17 protein-coding genes are annotated in these 17,922 nt (G+C 41.4%); 9 read left to right on the forward strand and 8 right to left on the reverse strand.

What is annotated here, in order from left to right:
• The first annotated feature begins 17 nt into the window (after window positions 1-17).
• Entirely contained in the window at window positions 18-1,529 is a 1,512-nt protein-coding gene (gene malQ, locus HGR01_RS31915) for a 4-alpha-glucanotransferase (protein WP_045868244.1), read from the forward strand.
• Window positions 1,530-1,776: 247 nt separating this feature from the next.
• Here malQ and HGR01_RS31920 read toward each other — a convergent pair whose 3' ends face one another.
• Both HGR01_RS31920 and HGR01_RS31925 read right to left on the reverse strand, forming a co-directional pair.
• The gene (locus HGR01_RS31920) at window positions 1,777-2,586 is read right to left on the reverse strand and encodes a helix-turn-helix domain-containing protein (RefSeq protein WP_045868243.1); all 810 of its coding nucleotides are present in this window, start codon (window positions 2,584-2,586) and stop codon (window positions 1,777-1,779) included.
• Window positions 2,561-3,376, reverse strand: coding sequence for a pseudouridine synthase (locus HGR01_RS31925; RefSeq protein WP_045868242.1), 816 nt, complete (start codon window positions 3,374-3,376; stop codon window positions 2,561-2,563). The genes HGR01_RS31920 and HGR01_RS31925 overlap by 26 nt, the downstream gene beginning before the upstream one ends.
• Before the next feature lie 137 nt (window positions 3,377-3,513).
• On the opposite strand from HGR01_RS31925, the gene HGR01_RS31930 reads away from it, so the two are divergent.
• Window positions 3,514-4,227, forward strand: a complete 714-nt coding sequence (locus HGR01_RS31930; RefSeq protein ID WP_045868241.1) for a DUF2993 domain-containing protein — start codon at window positions 3,514-3,516, stop codon at window positions 4,225-4,227.
• 279 nt (window positions 4,228-4,506) lie between these two features.
• Here HGR01_RS31930 and HGR01_RS31935 read toward each other — a convergent pair whose 3' ends face one another.
• A complete protein-coding gene (locus tag HGR01_RS31935; RefSeq protein WP_045868240.1) occupies window positions 4,507-5,397 on the reverse strand; it encodes a phosphatidate cytidylyltransferase in 891 nt (296 codons plus the stop codon).
• Window positions 5,398-5,573: 176 nt separating this feature from the next.
• Window positions 5,574-6,176 (reverse strand): precorrin-6Y C5,15-methyltransferase subunit CbiT, encoded by a 603-nt coding sequence (gene cbiT, locus HGR01_RS31940; protein WP_045868239.1) that lies wholly within the window; start codon window positions 6,174-6,176, stop codon window positions 5,574-5,576.
• Window positions 6,177-6,271: 95 nt separating this feature from the next.
• Here cbiT and HGR01_RS31945 point away from each other — a divergent pair, with 95 nt between their 5' ends.
• Entirely contained in the window at window positions 6,272-7,663 is a 1,392-nt protein-coding gene (locus HGR01_RS31945) for a serine/threonine protein kinase (RefSeq protein ID WP_045868238.1), read from the forward strand.
• A 232-nt stretch (window positions 7,664-7,895) separates the two neighbouring features.
• On the opposite strand, the gene HGR01_RS31950 is transcribed toward HGR01_RS31945, so the two are convergent.
• Complete coding sequence (locus HGR01_RS31950) at window positions 7,896-8,471, reverse strand: hypothetical protein (RefSeq protein WP_045868237.1); 576 nt, start codon at window positions 8,469-8,471, stop codon at window positions 7,896-7,898.
• A 226-nt stretch (window positions 8,472-8,697) separates the two neighbouring features.
• Here HGR01_RS31950 and tatA point away from each other — a divergent pair, with 226 nt between their 5' ends.
• The gene (gene tatA / locus HGR01_RS31955) at window positions 8,698-8,871 is read left to right on the forward strand and encodes a twin-arginine translocase TatA/TatE family subunit (RefSeq protein WP_045868236.1); all 174 of its coding nucleotides are present in this window, start codon (window positions 8,698-8,700) and stop codon (window positions 8,869-8,871) included.
• 67 nt (window positions 8,872-8,938) lie between these two features.
• On the opposite strand, the gene cphA is transcribed toward tatA, so the two are convergent.
• From cphA to HGR01_RS31970, 3 genes are all read right to left on the reverse strand, one after another.
• Window positions 8,939-11,641, reverse strand: a complete 2,703-nt coding sequence (gene cphA / locus HGR01_RS31960) for a cyanophycin synthetase (protein ID WP_071989343.1) — start codon at window positions 11,639-11,641, stop codon at window positions 8,939-8,941.
• 171 nt (window positions 11,642-11,812) lie between these two features.
• Window positions 11,813-12,676 carry a cyanophycinase gene (locus HGR01_RS31965; RefSeq protein WP_045868234.1) on the reverse strand — a complete coding sequence of 288 codons (864 nt, stop codon included), beginning with the start codon at window positions 12,674-12,676 and terminating at the stop codon, window positions 11,813-11,815.
• Window positions 12,676-12,876, reverse strand: a complete 201-nt coding sequence (locus HGR01_RS31970; protein ID WP_155538986.1) for a hypothetical protein — start codon at window positions 12,874-12,876, stop codon at window positions 12,676-12,678. Before HGR01_RS31970 ends, HGR01_RS31965 begins: the two co-directional genes overlap by 1 nt.
• 435 nt (window positions 12,877-13,311) lie before the next feature.
• On the opposite strand from HGR01_RS31970, the gene trmD reads away from it, so the two are divergent.
• The 5 genes from trmD (at window position 13,312) to HGR01_RS31995 (ending at window position 17,768) form a co-directional block, all read left to right on the forward strand.
• On the forward strand, window positions 13,312-14,106 hold the full coding sequence (gene trmD, locus HGR01_RS31975; RefSeq protein WP_081583893.1) for a tRNA (guanosine(37)-N1)-methyltransferase TrmD: 795 nt from the start codon (window positions 13,312-13,314) through the stop codon (window positions 14,104-14,106).
• A gap of 81 nt (window positions 14,107-14,187) precedes the next feature.
• Window positions 14,188-14,673, forward strand: a complete 486-nt coding sequence (gene ispF, locus HGR01_RS31980; RefSeq protein WP_045868890.1) for a 2-C-methyl-D-erythritol 2,4-cyclodiphosphate synthase — start codon at window positions 14,188-14,190, stop codon at window positions 14,671-14,673.
• Between the two features lie 97 nt (window positions 14,674-14,770).
• Window positions 14,771-15,253: a type I restriction enzyme HsdR N-terminal domain-containing protein gene (locus HGR01_RS31985; protein WP_045868232.1), complete on the forward strand. Its 483-nt coding sequence runs from the start codon at window positions 14,771-14,773 to the stop codon at window positions 15,251-15,253.
• A 112-nt stretch (window positions 15,254-15,365) separates the two neighbouring features.
• Window positions 15,366-15,959, forward strand: a complete 594-nt coding sequence (locus tag HGR01_RS31990; RefSeq protein ID WP_045868889.1) for a PIN domain-containing protein — start codon at window positions 15,366-15,368, stop codon at window positions 15,957-15,959.
• Window positions 15,960-15,983: 24 nt separating this feature from the next.
• Window positions 15,984-17,768, forward strand: a complete 1,785-nt coding sequence (locus HGR01_RS31995; protein ID WP_045868888.1) for an ABC transporter substrate-binding protein — start codon at window positions 15,984-15,986, stop codon at window positions 17,766-17,768.
• The last annotated feature ends 154 nt before the right edge of the window (window positions 17,769-17,922 follow it).

Here is a 17,922-nt window from a genome sequence, read left to right on the forward strand (position 1 = left end):
ACATCATCAGGTTAAATATGCCTTTTCCCAGATCCAGCGGCATTTTGCTGCATCCAACTTCATTTCCCAGCCGATTTGGCATTGGGGATTTAGGCTTAGAAGCTTACCGTTTTATTGATTTTCTCAAAGATAGCTACCAACAATACTGGCAAGTTCTACCTTTGGGCCCTACTGGGTATGGCAATTCGCCTTATATGTCTTACTCAGCAATGGCGGGAAATCCCTTGCTGATTAGCCCAGAACAACTGCTCAAGGATGACCTACTCACAGAGGAAGACTTTGCTAATTTACCAGGATTTCCGGCAAACAAAGTAGATTTCGAGCAGATTGTACCAATTAAAAATTCTTTACTGCAAAAGGCTTGCGAGAACTTTCACACCAAGGCAACATCGACGCAGCAGAAAAAATTTGCCGAATTTTGCGATCGCAAAGCTTATTGGCTAGATGATTATGCCTTATTTATGGCGCTCAAAGATACTCAAAATGGTGCCAGTTGGCATACCTGGGAACCTGAAGTTGCCAAGCGTCAACCAGAAGCACTGGATCGGGTAAGGCGACAACTGACTCAGGAGATTTTTTATTATAAATTCATCCAATATGAGTTCTTCCAGCAGTGGTCAGAACTCAAAACCTATGCAAATAAACACGGTATAGATATTATTGGTGATATTCCGATTTACGTTGCCCATGATAGTGCTGATGTCTGGGCAAATCCTGATATCTTTGCTTTAGATGAAGAAACTGGCGAAGCCTCGCAAATGGCAGGTGTACCACCAGATTACTTTAGCGCCACAGGTCAATTGTGGGGTAACCCAGTATACAACTGGGAAGAATTACAAAAGCAAGACTTTAAGTGGTGGTTGCAGCGCTTTGAAGCGATGCTAGATTATGTAGATATTATTCGGATTGACCATTTCCGAGGATTTGAAGCTTATTGGTCTGTACCTCAAGGTGAAGAAACTGCCATTAATGGTGAATGGATAGAAGCGCCAGGAGGAGCTTTTTTTGAAACTATTCGCCAAAAATTAGGCAAACTTCCAGTCTTGGCAGAAGATTTAGGCGTAATTACACCAGAGGTAGAAGCATTACGGGACAAGTTTGAATTTCCAGGAATGAAAGTTTTACAATTTGCCTTTGGTTCCGATCCTGGTAATCCATTTTTACCCTTTAATTACCCACGTAATGCTGTAGTTTATACCGGAACCCACGATAATGACACTACTATCGGTTGGTTCAATAAAGCTGGCGACTGGGAAAAGGAAAACTTATTGCTTTATTTAGGTTGTGTCAGTCCTGACGGTATCCACTGGGATTTAATTAGACTCGCTTTAAGTTCCATTGCCAATCAAGCAATTCTTCCCTTACAAGATATTTTGGGATTAGGCGGAGAAGCACGGATGAATTTCCCCAGTGTTGCTGAGGGGAACTGGGAGTGGCGCTACCAAGAAAACGCTTTAACTAAGGAATTAAGCCACAAACTCAAACGTCTCACCACTTTATATGGACGTGCGCCTAAAGAGTCTTCCTGATTAGTGCTGAGTGGTGAGTCCTGAGTAATGAGTTTTGAATACATAAACTAAAGGGGCACAAGCGTTGCTTGTGCCCCAAAAATCGATGTGAATAAGTTGCTAATTATCATTTTCAGACTAGTAATGTTTAATTTGTAATAGGTAATAGTTAAAAATTTTTTCGCAATTACTAATTACCAATTACCAATTACCAATTACCAAATCCCAACCTTTTATCTACATAATTAACAACTTGGTTGAGTACTCTTCAAAATCTAGTTTTAGCCGCAATTTTGATTTCCTCTACCTTTCCTGGCTCTCCCATTTCCTTAGGTTGCTCCTGATTAACGCTCATCAGTACACCACCAGCATTATCAGTTTTCACTGTTAATTGCTCTTGAGCTTTCCAAGTCCGATGAGTTCCTTGTGGTAGCGTACCTTCAAATTGTGTTTTGCCATCAGCTACCACACGAATCCAAGATGAGGATTTCAAAATTACACCAATCTGCACTGGCTGACCATCTTTGGCACTCAGGAGAGTATTGCTAAATGGTTTAATCTCCAGGGGCTTTGTTGATTGAGCTGGTTGTGCGAAAGACTCTTTTTGAGCGTTGGTTGGGTTAGTTTGGCTAGTACTTGCTTGTAAAGCAGCGTTATTCAGTATTTGAGATAAGCCACTCACAGAACAAACAATCACAAATATATAAAGTAAGTAAAGATGCAGAGGACGCAATTGGTTAATGGGCTTATTTGTCCAAGTAGAAGTAGAACTTACCTGTTGATAAACAATCGGAAAAGTGCTAGAAAATTCTACGCCGTTAAAGCCCAATGCATCAGCAAATTGCCTAATCAATCCTTGAATATAAATTGGTTCTGGCAGCTCGTTTAAATTACCTTCTTCAATAGCCTGTAACAGCCGCTTAGGAATTCTAGTCATCACAACTACTTCCTCTAGCGATAAACCCTGTTCTTGACGAGAAGCCCAAAGTTGCGCGCCAATTTCTGCTAACTTTTCAGCTCTTTGTTGCTCTACTGAAAGGGTTTGCGGCTGATTATTCTTTCTTCTGAACCATGTCATGGTTGATTACACTCCTTAACTCAGCTGAATCCTTAATAGGTGTGTGCTTAATTTGCTGTTGCAAAAAGCGCATCTCATCATCTTTTAGGGAACGATAGTTACCCGGTTTTAAATAGGGTTGTTTGGATCTTTGTAATTGAATCGGGCCAATAGCAGTCCGATGTAGTTCAATCACCGGGTAGCCTAATTGTTCGGCTATACGGCGAATCTGGCGGTTGCGTCCCTCCTTTAACACAATTTCTAATCTACTGTTAGTAGAAAAACTTTCTATTAGGCGTACCTGGGCTGGTCGTGTTTTTCTCCCTTCTAAAACCACACCTTGTCGCCATATCTGTAAAACTACTTCCGATGGATGTCCCTTAACCAATACACTATAAGTTTTCGGGACACTATGGCTAGGATGGGTGAGAGAAAATGTCAGTTCGCCATCGTTAGTAAGTAATAATGCTCCTGTAGAATCTGTATCTAAACGCCCTACAGGGTGAATACCTGATCCCTGGCGTAATTCTTTTGGTAGTAAATCTAAAACAGTTGTTCTTCCCTGAGGATCGTAGCAAGTGGAAACTACTCCAGCAGGTTTATTCAGCAATAAATATGTTAAAGACGGACGTTGCTTAGTAACTACGGGCTTACCGTCAACTGTAATTTGGTCAGTTTGGGGGTTAACTTTTTGACCTAAATGTGCCAATACTCCATTGATCCGCACGCGCGATCGCCGAATCATTTCTTCAGCTTCACGCCGTGAGGCAATACCCCATTGGGCAAGAATTTTTTGTAACCGTACCTCCATGTGGAATTTGCTTATTCTCTCGCTAACATTTAAATCATAATATTTGCATTTTGTTGTTAATAGCCATAAATGTTACATTTAAGGCTTGTTTAACTTCAGCCAATTGTAGAGTTTTCACCCATAAACACAGGAGTTGAATGCCAGAGCAGAATTCAGACCCCAAAAGTAACGGCAAAATCCGCGTAATTACCAATATGCTGAAAACCGCACTTAAGCTGTGGTTGAAAGCACAGGTAACTCAAGTATCGCAAATCGAAGTGGAAATTAAAGCAAGCGATCGCCAACTTCTCTCGGGAAAGATTCCTTGGGTATCGATTTTTGCTAGTCATGCCGTTTACCGAGGTCTCCATATAGGAAAAATTCAACTAGTGGCAGAAAACATACAAGTCAACATCGGCTCAGTCATCAAGGGCAAGCCGCTACGATTGTTAGAGACAGTACCAGTTTTTGGTGAACTGAGTATGGAAGAACAGGATCTCAATCAATCTCTGTCTTCGGAGTTATTAGCAACGGCTTTAAATGATGTACTGGTTAAACTTTTACCAGAACACTGCACAAAAACCAAGTCTACTACTTGGCAAGAAATTATCCTGGATACCAATCAAATTATACTGAGTGGCATTCTAGCATCCGAAGGGGAATCTACGCCCGTGAAGATTTTTCTGGGCTTACAGTTGATCAACGCTCAGGAGTTGCAACTAGCACCCATCCAAATCCAGTACGACATGGTAGTGCAAACAGAAAGTAATCAAGAACACAATATTGATCTTGGCCCAGAGGTAGATATCCAAGAACTCACGCTGATCCCCGGTAAGTTAGTATGTCGCGGGCGAATTAACGTTAACCCCTGATGATTAATAATCAAAAACTCAAGAGACTTAGTATTTATAATAATTTATAATTCTCATGCCAAAGTTCGTGGAAATCACTGAAATTGGCATTAGTTATCATCTACGAGATAATGCTGAGTAATGAGTAATGAGTAATGAGTAATGAGTAATGAGTAATGAGTAATGAGTAATGAGTAATGAGTAGTATAGGAGAGAAGGGGATCGGGAAGCACAAGGTAGAGGAAAAGCAGAAAAATCACTATTACCCATTACCAATTAACCATTCCCCATTACCCCTGATTAACTCTCCGTAATTAGCGGTAACAACAAAGTGAGAAAATAATAAACTAGGGGAGCGGTAAAAATATAGCTATCTGTACGATCCAAAATTCCACCATGTCCGGGGATTAACTGTCCTGAATCCTTCACTCCAGCATCACGCTTTAGGGCAGATTCAATCAGATCACCTAACAAACTGGCAATACCAATCAATAGCCCCAATGCTAGACCAGTATAGAGCGCTCTGGGTAAGTGAAGATAATAAGCACCAGCAAGACCTATGGCAACGCTAGCACTGATCCCAAAGACGGCTCCTTCCACTGTTTTTTTGGGGCTAATATCGGATAAACGGGTTTTGCCGAAGAATTTACCAATAGTATAAGCACCGATATCAGCTGCCCAAATACAAAGAAAGGTTAGCACTGTTGCTGTTAAACCTTGCGGTAGTAATGCAAGATTTCTTTGGTCTAGGATATCTGTCCAACCTGTAGGCCAATAACCTCCTAACGGTATATTACTCAGGGCAGCACTACCAAGCGATCGCAACCGCACCCAGTAACTTGGTAAGTAACCTACATAAAATAGCCCCATAATTGATGCTGATATATCAGCAATCGTCGCCATTTTGGGTTGAAACAATAGATAAAAACAAATAAATGTCCCAGCTATTGGCATCACCGCATCAGCTAACCCCCCATCCAAGGTACAAATTGCCAGTAAGATGAGGCTGACAGACATGGTGGTTTTAGCTGCGGGAGCTATGCCTCTGGCTCGCACCAAATTAAAATATTCCTGTTGTCCTAAAAAGACCACAATAGCAATCACAATGGTAAAGTACCAACCCCCCAACAGGGTTGCAAACAGAGCCAGTGCGATCGCCACAATTCCACTAATAATCCGAGACCAAGGCATAGCAATAAAGAATGAAAGAATAAGGATGTACCCCTCCGAAGAAGCAAGCTACGCGTAGCGTCTTTGCAGGAGAAGGATGAAGTTGTAAATATCAGGTTTTATGTATGAATTGCCGCATTTTCAGTAATTTAGTTGTTTAACTTGATTTTTCATACTTTAGCCTTCATCCTTCGGATTTAGTCTAGTTTCTCACCACTAAGGATAAATATAGGATCAACGGCGGTAAAGGTTTGAGAAAAGCCGCGCATTTCTAAGCGATTCACCGAAGATTGCACAACTTCAATATTGCGAGCTCTTAATTGAGAAAAAGTCTGAGAAATAGCATATAGATTTTCTAGATTAGCAGCTGTGGCCACCACTCTCCCTGTTGGTGGTAGATAATTCCACACAGCTTGCAAAATTTCTTGAATGGCCTTTCCCCCTTCAATGCAAACACGGTGAGGGGTAACTTTAATATCCTGCAAACAATCCGGCGCGCTACCTTCAATCACTTCGACATTTTTGACTTCAAAGCGATCGCAGTTACGGCGGATGAGGTTAGCTACTTCTTCATCCCGTTCGACAGCGATAATTTTGCCACCAGGGCATAAAAGTCCCACTTCTACAGGAATTGTACCTGTACCTGCACCAATATCCCATAACACTGAATCTGCTTGCAGTCGTAGTTGAGCAATCAGCAATAGCCTAACTTCGCGTTGGCTTAAGGGGATTCCAGGTAAGTACTCGAACAACTCATCGGGAATACCAGGGGTAATATAAGGCCATATTTGGGAGGACATAAAATTACATATTTATACTAAAGATATCAGCTTGTCTGTTTTGAGTGGTCGTAGGCTATCAAAAGCTTTTAGACGTAGCGTTATCAGTAATCATCATGACTCAGAAAATATTAAGCGATCGCTACGAAGTTCAACAGGAATTAGGAAAAAAGTCTGGGCGGCGGACGCTATTAGCCCGTGATTTGGTAACTCAAGAACTTGTAGTTGTGAAGTTACTTTCCTTTGGTGGTGACTTTGAATGGGATGATCTCAAGCTGTTTGAGCGAGAAGCTGAAACTTTAAAATCTTTATCGCATCCCTTTATTCCTCGCTATTTAGATTATTTTGAGCTAAATACACCTACTATTAATGGATTTGCTCTAGTACAAACTTATATCTCAGCACAAACTTTAGAGCAATATTTAAAAGCTGGGCAGATATTTACAGAAGCAGAAGTTAAGCAGATAGCCAAAGCGCTTTTAGAAATTCTCTGTTACTTGCATGGACTACATCCACCCGTAATTCACCGTGATATTAAGCCCAGCAATATTTTATTAGGCGATCGCTCTGGTAATAGCGTCGGTCAAGTTTATTTGGTGGATTTTGGCTCAGTACAAACTGTTTTGGCGACTGAAGGCTCTACTCGTACTATAGTGGGAACCTACGGTTATATGCCACCAGAACAATTTGGTGGGCGTACTGTCCCAGCTTCGGATCTTTACAGTTTAGGGGCGACATTAATTTATTTGGTAACGGGTATCCAGCCAGCAGATTTACCCCAAAAAGATTTTCGCATTCAGTTTGAGCAAGCAGCGAATCTCAGCCCCAGCTTCACTAATTGGTTGCAATGGTTAATTGAACCTAACTTAGAAAAGCGTGCTAGTTCTGCCTTAGAAGCGCTCAAAGCCTTAGAAAAACCGGAAATTCCCCATGCTTTGGCTTTAACTACTGCGAAACCACCTGGGAGCAAAATTCAACTAACTAAACATCGAGATGCCTTAGAAATTATTATTCCGCCTACTGGCTGGCAACCATCAATGATCTTCTTAGGTACGTTTGCGATCGCCTGGAATTCATTTATTCTCTTTTGGACAATTAACGCACTCGCCGCCCCTTTTCCTGTCAACCTCCCCTTTGCTTTGTTCTCTCTGCCTTTTTGGGGTGCAGGCGGCTTGATGATGTATGGTTTTATATTTAGCCTTTGGGGAAGCATCCGCTTACACCTTGATCGGCAAAAAATTACTTTAACTTACAATTTATTAGGATTTAAATCCCATCGCCCTCAGCCATCACCCAGAGAAAATATTACTAAGTTAGTTTATACGCCGCAGCATTTTACTAAAGACTCAGAAGGTACCCGCACTCAAGTTCCTGCTCAATTAGATATCTGGGCTGGTGTCCAAAAATATCAAATTGGCGGTAACGATAGTATTAAATCGGATGCAGAACTAGAATGGTTAGCCCATGAATTAAGCGATTGGTTAGGCATAGAAATTAGTAAACAATAGGAAATTATTTTCTGCTGAAACCCCATCCTGCTTATACCAGAACTCGAACAAAAACTCCTTCAGCTTTCTCCCAACCAGAAACTGTATATTATCCAAATTTTGGTTCAAAGCCTGACTACAAATAACACTAACCCAGAGCAACCAAGCAAACTCTCAGAATTTTTCCGCCAATCCCCTTTTGCTGAAGTGATTAAAGAAATCGACATCTAAAACAAATAATCTAAACCTTAATTTATGGCTCTAATAAGTGAATTTCTACAAGCGGAGTTATTACTTTTCCAACCCAGATATTGTTTATTTTTGTTGATTCATTCCACTGATAAAAATCTTTGATACTTTCATGAGATTCATTATATTTAAACCGAAATTGATATATTCCCGGATACAGTGGACGGAAAATATAAATATCTTCAGATGGAAATGGTATATTCAACGTCAACTTGCGTTCACGCTTTTTCTTTCGGTTTTGTATCCAAAAAAGAAAGCTATCACGATAAAAAGTTACTGCCTCTCCTGGAATTAGTAGTACATAATCAGATTCAATTCGTTTACTAAGTCGTTCAGAGTGTAAACCTGTTAACATGACTTGACCGTCTGGTGCGATCATTTCTGGAAACATCGAATAAAAATGGTATGGGAAGTATAAGGGTGTTTGTCTATTATTGATAATCCGAATACCAAGCCTTACAAGAGTATAAACACCACGCTTTACTTCTGGAATGGTTAATTCCCTATCTGATACTACAGTTTCAAACGTAACGTTATCCACTTCAACAGTCTTAATCTTATTCGATTCAAAAAATGTCATGTTAGCTTTTTAATTCCAGACTGAAATAAAAGCAATTCTATAGTTTTATAAGAATTTACGCTTGTTATATAAATGATAGGAAAAATATATCTTTAGTATTGTCCATAAATAGTGCGAGTTTATTAGATGAGATTGAGGCTAAACAATATTTCTTCTCCACCTACCCAACTACTCTCATCTCTTACTACTCTATGATTTAATTAAGTATCCTTGAGAGGAAGCCTATATGTTATTTGGACTTGGATGGCCAGAAGTTGCCATTATTGTGATAGTCGCTGTGGTAATTTTTGGCCCCAAAAAAATCCCCGAATTGGGAAGTGCGCTGGGTAAAACTCTACGGGGTTTTAAGGAGGAAATTAAAGGTTCTAGTGCGGATAATAACTCAGACCAAGACCAGTAATCGGCAAAATTGGCAGCATAGCAAAGGTCAATGGTAGAGATACGAGCGATCGCATCTCTACTATTGACTAAAGCAGCGTGTTGATGATCGAAGAAGCCACACCATTTTGAGAATCTACAACAGTTGCGGGTGTATTTGATTGCTGTGTTTCTTCTTTGACTACGCCACGTGCGCGAATTAACTTAATAGCGCGGCTGACGCTTTCTGGTAAAACCACAACCAGACTATTTTCCGGAGCCATATCTAAGGCTTTATTAATGGCTTGGGTTTCATCGAGAATTGATTCAAAACGGCAATTCGGTTTAACTTGGGTAATGCCTTTAGTAATCAACTCTGAGGCAGAACCTCTGGGACGGCCCCTGGTATCATCATCTTCTTTGACAATGATGTAATCAAAAATATCGGCTGCTAATCTGCCCAAGGTAACAAAATCTTCGTCACGGCGATCGCCAGGGCCCCCAACTACACCAATGCGCTGTCCAGAAGTCCAGTTGCGGACGAAAGCACCCACAGCTTCGTAACTAGCTGGGTTGTGAGCATAGTCTACCAAAGCATGGTAGTTGCCTAAATTAAATAAATTCATCCGTCCTGGCGTTTGACTCACAGAAGCACGGAATGTCTTTAAACCAGCGCGAATCTGCTCAATCGAGACATTCTGCACAAAGGCTGCCAAACTAGCTGCTAAGGCGTTAGCAATCATAAATGGCGCACGCCCACCCATTGTCAAGGGGATAGCTTCTGCTCTTTCGATGCGATGTGTCCAATCGCCTTTGACGATTGAAAGATAATTATTTTCATAAACAGCCGCTACTCCACCCTTTTGAATGTGCTTCCGCACCAATTCTGAATCAGGGTTCATGGTGAAGTAAGCAATATTCGCTTTGGTTTTTTCCGCCATCGCCGCTACGCGATAATCGTCAGCATTAAGTACGGCATAACCATCAGGGAATACAGCTTCTGCAACTACACTCTTGAGGTTAGCTAACTGATCGATGGTATCTATATCACCTATACCTAAATGGTCGGCAGCAACATTTAATACCACACCAACATTTGCGGCTTCAAACCCCAAGCCAGAACGCAGAATACCCCCTCGCGCACTTTCTAATACTGCTACCTCTACGGTGGGGTCTTGTAGTATTAAATGAGCGCTCTGCGGCCCAGTATTATCACCAGCCTCTACTAAATAATCACCAATATAAGTTCCATCTGTAGTTGTATAACCTACTACTTTGCCTGTTTGCTTGTAGATATGTGCTAACAGTCTTGTAGTAGTGGTTTTACCATTAGTGCCCGTAACGCTCAGAATCGGAATGCGGCTGGATTGTTCGTTGGGGAACAGCATATCCATCACTGCGCCAGCAACGTTGCGGGGAATGCCTTGGCTAGGTGCAACGTGCATTCTAAAGCCTGGGGCAGCGTTAACTTCCACAATTACGCCATCTACTTCCCTTAAGGGGCGACTAATATCGGTGGTGACAATATCTAGTCCCGCGATATCCAACCCAATAGTTTTGACTACTCTTTGTGCTAGCCAAACATTTTCCGGGTGGATTTCATCAGTACGATCTACAGCACAGCCTCCTGTACTTAAGTTAGCTGTTGCTCTGAGATAACAAATTGTACCTTTGGGAAGCACGCTATTTAGGGTATAACCTTGCCTTTCTAAAAGCTGGTAGCTAGTCCGGTCAAGTTCAATCTTGGTGAGCACATTATCATGTCCCTCGCCGCGATTGGGGTCTTGGTTTGTTTCCTCAATTAGTTCCGCAATGCTAGATCTACCATTACCCACTACATGAGCTGGTACACGTTCGGCGACTGCGACGACCTTGCCATCTACCACCAATACCCGATGATCGCGTCCGACGTAATACCTCTCGACAATAACTGAGCGGGAAACCTGTCTGGCGGCTTCATAGGCTGCCTCTGCTTCTTCCCAGGTTCTAATATCAATGGTGATACCCCGTCCGTGATTACCATCCAAAGGCTTAATAACTATGGGATAACCACCAACATATTCAATAGCTTCTTCCAAATCGTCCAAGAAGTTTATGACTGTACCTTTAGGCACTGGTACACCAGCAGCAGAGAGGATACGTTTGGTAGCTTCTTTATCGCAAGCTAGTTCTACTCCCAAAATGCCCGTGTTGTCGGTCATGGTTGCTTGCATCCGCTTTTGGTTCACGCCATAACCTAGCTGAATCAAAAAGCGCGCCCCCAGAGCCATCCAGGGAATACCTCGTTTTTCTGCTTCTTTGACGATCGCTTCTGTAGAGGGCCCCAAAGACGCATCTCGCCAGAAGTCTTTTAAGTCTTGGATATCTTGCTCTAGCTCTGCTTTGGGATAGCGACCGCGATCTACAATACTTTGGCACAAGCGCACAGCAGCTCGTCCCGCGTAGCGTCCCGCTTCCTCATTCAGGTACTCAATTACTACCTGGTAAATGCCTGGTGTAGCAGTTTCGCGGGTGCGACCAAAGCCTACATGCATTCCAGCTAGTTCTTGCAGTTCTAAAGCTACATGTTCGACGATATGGCCCATCATGGTGCCTTCTCGCACCCGCATTAAAAAACCACCACGACAGCCAGGGGAGCAATAGTGGCCCTCCAGACTTGGCAGCGCCTCAACTAATCCTTCGTAAAAACCAGGGATTTCATTCGAGGGCTTCTCGGCTAGGTTTTCTAAATCGAGTCGCATGACGATCAACTTGTGGCGTCGAATGCTCCAGTAGTTTGGGCCGCGTAAGGTCTGGATCTTGAGGATTCTCATGGGAATAGGTAGATGGAGATTCGGAACCAATATTCTAGTTTCTTACTGATTTTGATCGCTAAACTGTTTATGGTGAACAGTTTTTTCTTTTTAGATAGGATTCAAGTGATTTTTCTACAGTAAGAAATAAATCAGCGATCAACTCAGTGTAACCTCAGATACTCTATTCCGTCAGCTGGAGATCCGGTGTACAGCAGGCAATACAGTCCGCTGGTACAGGTGAAAACGATCGCCATAGCTGAGGATATGTAAACGTAAATTATGTATTGTTAGGGGTTCGTTGGCACCTACATGGGGTTCATTGGTATGAGTTACCTCCGTGGGATCAACTATAGTCACACTACCTTTACCCATCACTTGTAACCAACCATCACGTTCAAACACCGCACAAGTATCTTCATCAATGCCAATACCTAGGCGATCGGGGTGAGCGGCGATCGCGCTAATTAAGCGCCCCATGCGATTACGGTTGTGAAAGTGTTGGTCTACAATCACTTCGGGAATAAATCCTAAACCAGTTGCCATATCGACCAGAGAACGGTTTGGGGTTTCCCCACTACCGCCGCCAGCAATCATGTGATGTCCCATCACTGCTGCCCCTGCACTTGTGCCTGCTAAGGTAAGCTGCCCTGATCTGACTCGCTGTCGGACAATGTCCATCACTGGGGTATCTGCCAATACACCACAGAGACGTAATTGATCCCCTCCTGTTAAAAATACGCCACTACAGGCTTCTAAGGATGCTTTAATATGCGAGGCTTCGCACTGTTCCCGTTCGCGAATATCTAAAATTTCAACCTTTTCAGCACCCATTTCTTCAAATATCCGAATGTACCGACCACCGATGATGGCAGGTTCTCGGGAGGCAGATGGAATAATTGTAATATATGCCTTGCTAGCACCAGCACGGCCAAAAAAAGTTCTGAGGATATCGCGGCCATGAACTTTGTCTTCTGCGCCTCCGATAACCAGAACGGCGGTTTTAGTTGCTTGGGGTGTCCTCATTTCCAGCGATTTAGCTTGTAATTGCGGCATTATGTTTCTCCTGTCAACAACTTCAGGAACCATCGCCTGGGATGGGTTTCCAAGGCACTCCGTTGGGCGGCTTTGCCGACTTGAAGGAAGTGCCGTCGGCTTGTGGCGAATGGCGTGTGAATATAACAAGGTTCAGTAGCCTGATGATTTTCACGCTTTGCTTTTTGGGGAGGACACTTTTGTGAAATTTGGATTGGCATAAGCCTTCTTGCCAACTTCTCGCTTGATCCAAACAATGCCTCAGTTTTCCTATGTCCCTTATCCTCTAAAGCCAGCGCCTTGTTGTTTACCTGTCCACTTTTGCTAGTTTGGCAAAATAGTGCGAGTAGGGCTAAGTGGAGGCTACGCTGCGCCCTAGAGTTGGGCGAGCAGGTTTTGACAAGCTGTTTTCTGAGGCTGGCTCGATGCATCCTGGAAGTTGTTAACTTGGACAGATTATTAATTTAAATGTAGTTGTGACAATATTTAAACATAAATTAAGTAATTAGAAAAACTTTTGATCTCACGAAAGAGCTTAGTTTTCTGGTACTTTTAGTTACTATTGACAAACCTTATCTGTAGCTTTAGCAGACATTACCTTGTTGTTGTTCTTCGACATTCAAATTTAAGATTAGTGTTCTTGAATACGAATAACTGTGCGCTTTGATATAGTTACGCTTTTTCCTGACTGTTTTACCTCTGTTTTAAATTCCGGATTGCTGGCTAAAGCCTTAGCCAAGCAGATTGCTCAAGTCAATCTGATTAATCCTCGGGATTTCACCACTGACAAGCACCGAAAAGTAGACGATGAACCCTATGGCGGTGGAGTGGGGATGCTAATGAAGCCAGAACCCATTTTTGCCGCTGTAGAGTCGCTGCCGATTCTACCGCAAAGAGAGGTAATTTTGATGAGTCCTCAAGGACAAACCATCAATCAACCACTTTTACGTGAATTAGCCACAAATTATAACCAATTAATTGTGATTTGCGGGCATTACGAAGGAGTTGACGATCGCGTTCTCAATTTAGTTACCCGGGAAGTCTCTTTAGGAGATTTTATTCTCACAGGTGGCGAAATTCCCGCAATGGCTTTGCTCAATGGCGTTGTGAGACTTTTACCCGGAACTGTCGGCAAGGTAGAGTCATTGACAGCAGAGAGTTTTGAGGAAGGTTTATTAGACTATCCCCAATACACCCGCCCAGCAAATTTTCGCGGCTGGAAAGTGCCGGATGTCTTACTCTCAGGAAATCATGCTGCAATCGCCAAGTGGCGTTACGAACAACAAATCCAAAGAACAAGCGATCGCCGCCCAGATTTACTGGAAAAATGGCAGCAACAGAGGGGAAATGGGGAACTCGGGGCCCCCTCTGGGGATAAGGGGCAATGGGGACTGGGGACTGGGGATAAGGGAGCAGAGGAAGCAGGGGAGCAGAGGAAGCAAGGAGAGTAACTATGCTATTAATCCCAACTTCCTGTTCTTTGTTCCCTGTGAGCAAACGCCCAATGACAAATGACAAATGACAAACGACAAATGACAAACATTCGTATTGGTAACGGCTACGATATTCATCGACTAGTAAGCGATCGCGCTTTGATTTTGGGAGGAGTGAAAATTCCCCATGAACTAGGTTTACTGGGACATAGTGATGCTGATGTCCTCACCCATGCGATTATGGATGCCATGTTAGGCGCACTATCTTTAGGGGATATTGGGCATTATTTTCCGCCTACAGATCCCAAATGGGCAGGAGCAGATAGTTTAGAGCTATTAAGCCAAGTACATCAGCTAATTCGCGATCGCGGTTGGCAAATTGGCAATATTGATTCTGTAGTAGTCGCAGAACGTCCAAAATTGAAACCTCATATTGAGACAATGCGCGACAAGTTAGCGGCTGTTTTAGAACTGCAACCAAATCAAGTTGGTATTAAAGCTACTACCAACGAAAAATTAGGCCCAGTAGGGCGTGAAGAAGGTATATGCGCTTATGCTGTTGTGTTGTTAGTCACTGCTAATTAACGGAAATTTATATTTAGGAGTAGTCAATAGCTAGCATAGGAATATGCAAGCTATAGCGGCATCAATAAATTATTAATCTATTTGGGAGATGAGGACAATGGAAGCTGCACAATTTCAAATTCCTAATTATGTTGCTGATATTATTGTCCTCGACAAGGATGAACAAATTGTTTTATTAGTTGAAGTTAAAAGTACAGAGGTAGAAGGGAAAGTTGCCAAACAGCAAGCTATTACACAACTAAATTCATATCTGCAAAATGAAATTAAAAATAATCATTTATTTTTAGTTGATGAAATGTTTCTCATGTTGGTTAATCTCAGAGATATTGAGATTTTTAAATGGAATGGTAAAAATTTGTCTGAATCTTTAATCGCAATTAAAACTGCTAATATACTTAGTCATTACGATCCTGAATTTAGCGACAGAAAAATCTTGGGTCTATATTTAGAAACCCTTGTAGAAGCTTGGTTGAGAGACTTAGCATATCATTGGAAATCAGAAATGCCACCAGCATCAGACAATTTGGCAGCAATAGGTTTATTGCAAAAACTACAAGGAGGAACTACTCAGAAAATTTAGTAGCAATAGAATTATTGCAAAAAGCTACAAGTAGTAATTGCTCATTCAGGAGGAATTTCTTATTCTCAGGTAAATCTTGATGGTAATACTTTACGTTGAAACTAACTTTTTGATGGCAATTGCAAAAAGGCAAGATTTAGAGGCAGAAAATCTATTATGTTCCTTACCTTCATCCATTCGGATAGTTATCCCAAACTTTTGTTATGTTGAAGCCCTGAATAGGTGGGAAACAGAAAAATATTATGTACAAGAATTTGAAAAAAATATTGATAAACAGATAAATAACTCAAAACGAGATTTAACCTCTTCTAATGCTCAAATTTTCTTGGCTCACTTAGAACAGGCACGTATCTGGAATCAATTGTTACTCAACGATATTCAGATTCGTCTTTTTAATGCTATAGATATGCTTCTGCAAAAGGCAGAGGTGATAAATTTAAACAATACAATAATTCGTAATATTTCCCAAGCAGTAATTACACAGCCAGAAACATTACTTATTAAACAAGATATTATGGATAACTTAATTTTGCAGTCTATTATTCATCATGCAAATTTGTATCCTAGAGAAAGCAAGGTATTTTTAAGCGGTAATAGCAAAGACTTTGGTAAACCAGAAATTAGAAATATCTTGCATAATTATGGAATCAAGTATTTAAATAATACTCAAAAGTTTCTAGATTGGCTCAATTCCCAAAATACTTAGACTTACTATTCAATGATTAAAATTATGCTATTCGCTAACATATGGTCTACAATAAGACGCTTGTGGCTACTAATAATAATCGCCATAGTAACAGGCTTGACAGTAGCTGCTTGTAATCCATCGAATTTTAAAACAAATGCGGCTCAAGTTCCCCAATTAGTAACTAGTATTCTTAGCGATCCTAAAACATTTAACTTTGCTCTCAGTTCCGAGTCACCGAATATTTTTGGACTTACTTATGAAGGTTTAATTACTGAAAGTTACGAGACGGGAAAGGTAGAGCCTGCTTTAGCAGAATCCTGGCAAATTTCTGAGGATAAATTAAAAATAGTTTTTACCCTGCGAGATAATCTTAAATGGTCTGATGGGCAACCACTAACAGTAGATGATGTAGTGTTTACCTATAATGAAATTTATCTGAATGAAGCCATTCCTACAGATGCCAGAGATGGTATGAGAATTGGCGAAAGTCGTAAGCTACCAACTGTCAGAAAAATTGATAATCGTCGGGTGGAATTTTCTGTTCCAGAACCGTTTGCGCCTTTTTTACGTAGTGCTACAGGTTACCCAATTTTACCAGCCCATGCATTGAGAGAATCAGTAACTACAAAAGACCAAGAAGGTAAACCAAAGTTTCTATCAAAGTGGAGTGTAGATACACCTCCAGCTCAACTGATTGTCAACGGGCCTTTTAAATTAGAAAGATATGATACTAGCCAACGGATAGTTTTTCGACGTAATCCCTATTATTGGCGCAAAGATGCTCAAGGTAAAGCCCAACCTTATATTGAAAGAATAATTTGGCAAATTGTTGAATCCACAGATACATCTTTACTGCAATTCCGTTCTGGTGGGTTAGATACTGTTGGTGTGTCACCAGAATACTTTTCGTTGTTAAAAGTACAAGAAGACCAGGGTAATTTCAAGATATATAATGGCGGGCCTGGTTCTGGTACAACTTTTATACTCTTCAACTTAAATAAGGGTTCTAGAGATGGTAAACCTCTCATAGATCCTATAAAATCACGTTGGTTTAATACTGTAGAGTTTCGGCAAGCAGTAGCCTATGCCATTGATCGACAAACAATGATCAACAATACATTTCGTGGCTTAGGTCAACCTCAAAATTCACCTATTTCTGTACAAAGTCCTTATTATCTTTCACCGCAAGAAGGGTTAAAAGTCTATAATTACAATATAGATAAAGCCAAGCAGTTGTTACTCAAAGCTGGCTTTAAATACAACGAAAAAAATCAGCTAATCGATTCTCAAGGTAACAATGTACGCTTCACTTTGCTGACGAATGCAGGTAATAAGATTCGCGAAGCAGTGGGCTCGCAAATTAAACGAGATTTGAGCAAAATTGGGATTACAGTAGACTTCACGCCACTGGCATGGAATACATACACAGATAAACTTTCTAATTCATTAGATTGGGAAGCTTCTTTATTAGGTTTAACAGGTGGTTTAGAACCAAATGATGGTGCTAACGTCTGGTCTCCGGAAGGGGGATTACATATGTTTAATCAAAAACCCCAAGCTGGACAAAAACCAATTAAAGGTTGGGAAGTAGCACCTTGGGAAGCAGAAATTGGTGAACTTTACATCAAAGCAGCTAGAGAATTAGACGAACCCAAACGCAAAGCAATTTACGCTGAGACTCAACGAATTACTCAGGAGAATTTACCATTTATTTACTTGGTGAATGCCTATTCAATGTCAGCAGTGCGTAATCGCTTTGAAGGTATTAAATACTCTGGACTTGGTGGCGCATTCTGGAACATTCATGAAATCAAAATTGTAGATTAGTCATTGATTATTGGTCATTTGTGATTTGTTTCCAACTCATGATCAATGACCGATAAAAAAACTTTGCGATGCCTGCGGCGGGCGTAGCCATCGCTCTAGTGGGGTGCGTTGTCATACAGCGCACCCTACCTCATGACAAATGATAAATAACAAA

The organism is Tolypothrix sp. PCC 7712, from assembly GCF_025860405.1.
Lineage (GTDB): Bacteria > Cyanobacteriota > Cyanobacteriia > Cyanobacteriales > Nostocaceae > Aulosira > Aulosira diplosiphon.

Excerpts from the sequence above, each read along its gene's own strand:
- HGR01_RS31965 (WP_045868234.1), bottom strand. The coding sequence starts at position 12,676 with ATGCCGCAATTACAAGCTAAATCGCTGGAAATGAGGACACCCCAAGCA.
- HGR01_RS31985 (WP_045868232.1), top strand. The coding sequence starts at position 14,771 with ATGGAAGCTGCACAATTTCAAATTCCTAATTATGTTGCTGATATTATT.
- cbiT (WP_045868239.1), bottom strand. The coding sequence starts at position 6,176 with ATGTCCTCCCAAATATGGCCTTATATTACCCCTGGTATTCCCGATGAG.
- HGR01_RS31945 (WP_045868238.1), top strand. The coding sequence starts at position 6,272 with ATGACTCAGAAAATATTAAGCGATCGCTACGAAGTTCAACAGGAATTA.
- HGR01_RS31950 (WP_045868237.1), bottom strand. The coding sequence starts at position 8,471 with ATGACATTTTTTGAATCGAATAAGATTAAGACTGTTGAAGTGGATAAC.
- cphA (WP_071989343.1), bottom strand. The coding sequence starts at position 11,641 with ATGAGAATCCTCAAGATCCAGACCTTACGCGGCCCAAACTACTGGAGC.
- HGR01_RS31930 (WP_045868241.1), top strand. The coding sequence starts at position 3,514 with ATGCCAGAGCAGAATTCAGACCCCAAAAGTAACGGCAAAATCCGCGTA.
- ispF (WP_045868890.1), top strand. The coding sequence starts at position 14,188 with ATGACAAACATTCGTATTGGTAACGGCTACGATATTCATCGACTAGTA.
- HGR01_RS31970 (WP_155538986.1), bottom strand. The coding sequence starts at position 12,876 with ATGCCAATCCAAATTTCACAAAAGTGTCCTCCCCAAAAAGCAAAGCGT.
- malQ (WP_045868244.1), top strand. The coding sequence starts at position 18 with ATGCCTTTTCCCAGATCCAGCGGCATTTTGCTGCATCCAACTTCATTT.
- HGR01_RS31925 (WP_045868242.1), bottom strand. The coding sequence starts at position 3,376 with ATGGAGGTACGGTTACAAAAAATTCTTGCCCAATGGGGTATTGCCTCA.
- HGR01_RS31990 (WP_045868889.1), top strand. The coding sequence starts at position 15,366 with ATGGCAATTGCAAAAAGGCAAGATTTAGAGGCAGAAAATCTATTATGT.
- HGR01_RS31935 (WP_045868240.1), bottom strand. The coding sequence starts at position 5,397 with ATGCCTTGGTCTCGGATTATTAGTGGAATTGTGGCGATCGCACTGGCT.
- HGR01_RS31920 (WP_045868243.1), bottom strand. The coding sequence starts at position 2,586 with ATGACATGGTTCAGAAGAAAGAATAATCAGCCGCAAACCCTTTCAGTA.
- HGR01_RS31995 (WP_045868888.1), top strand. The coding sequence starts at position 15,984 with ATGCTATTCGCTAACATATGGTCTACAATAAGACGCTTGTGGCTACTA.
- tatA (WP_045868236.1), top strand. The coding sequence starts at position 8,698 with ATGTTATTTGGACTTGGATGGCCAGAAGTTGCCATTATTGTGATAGTC.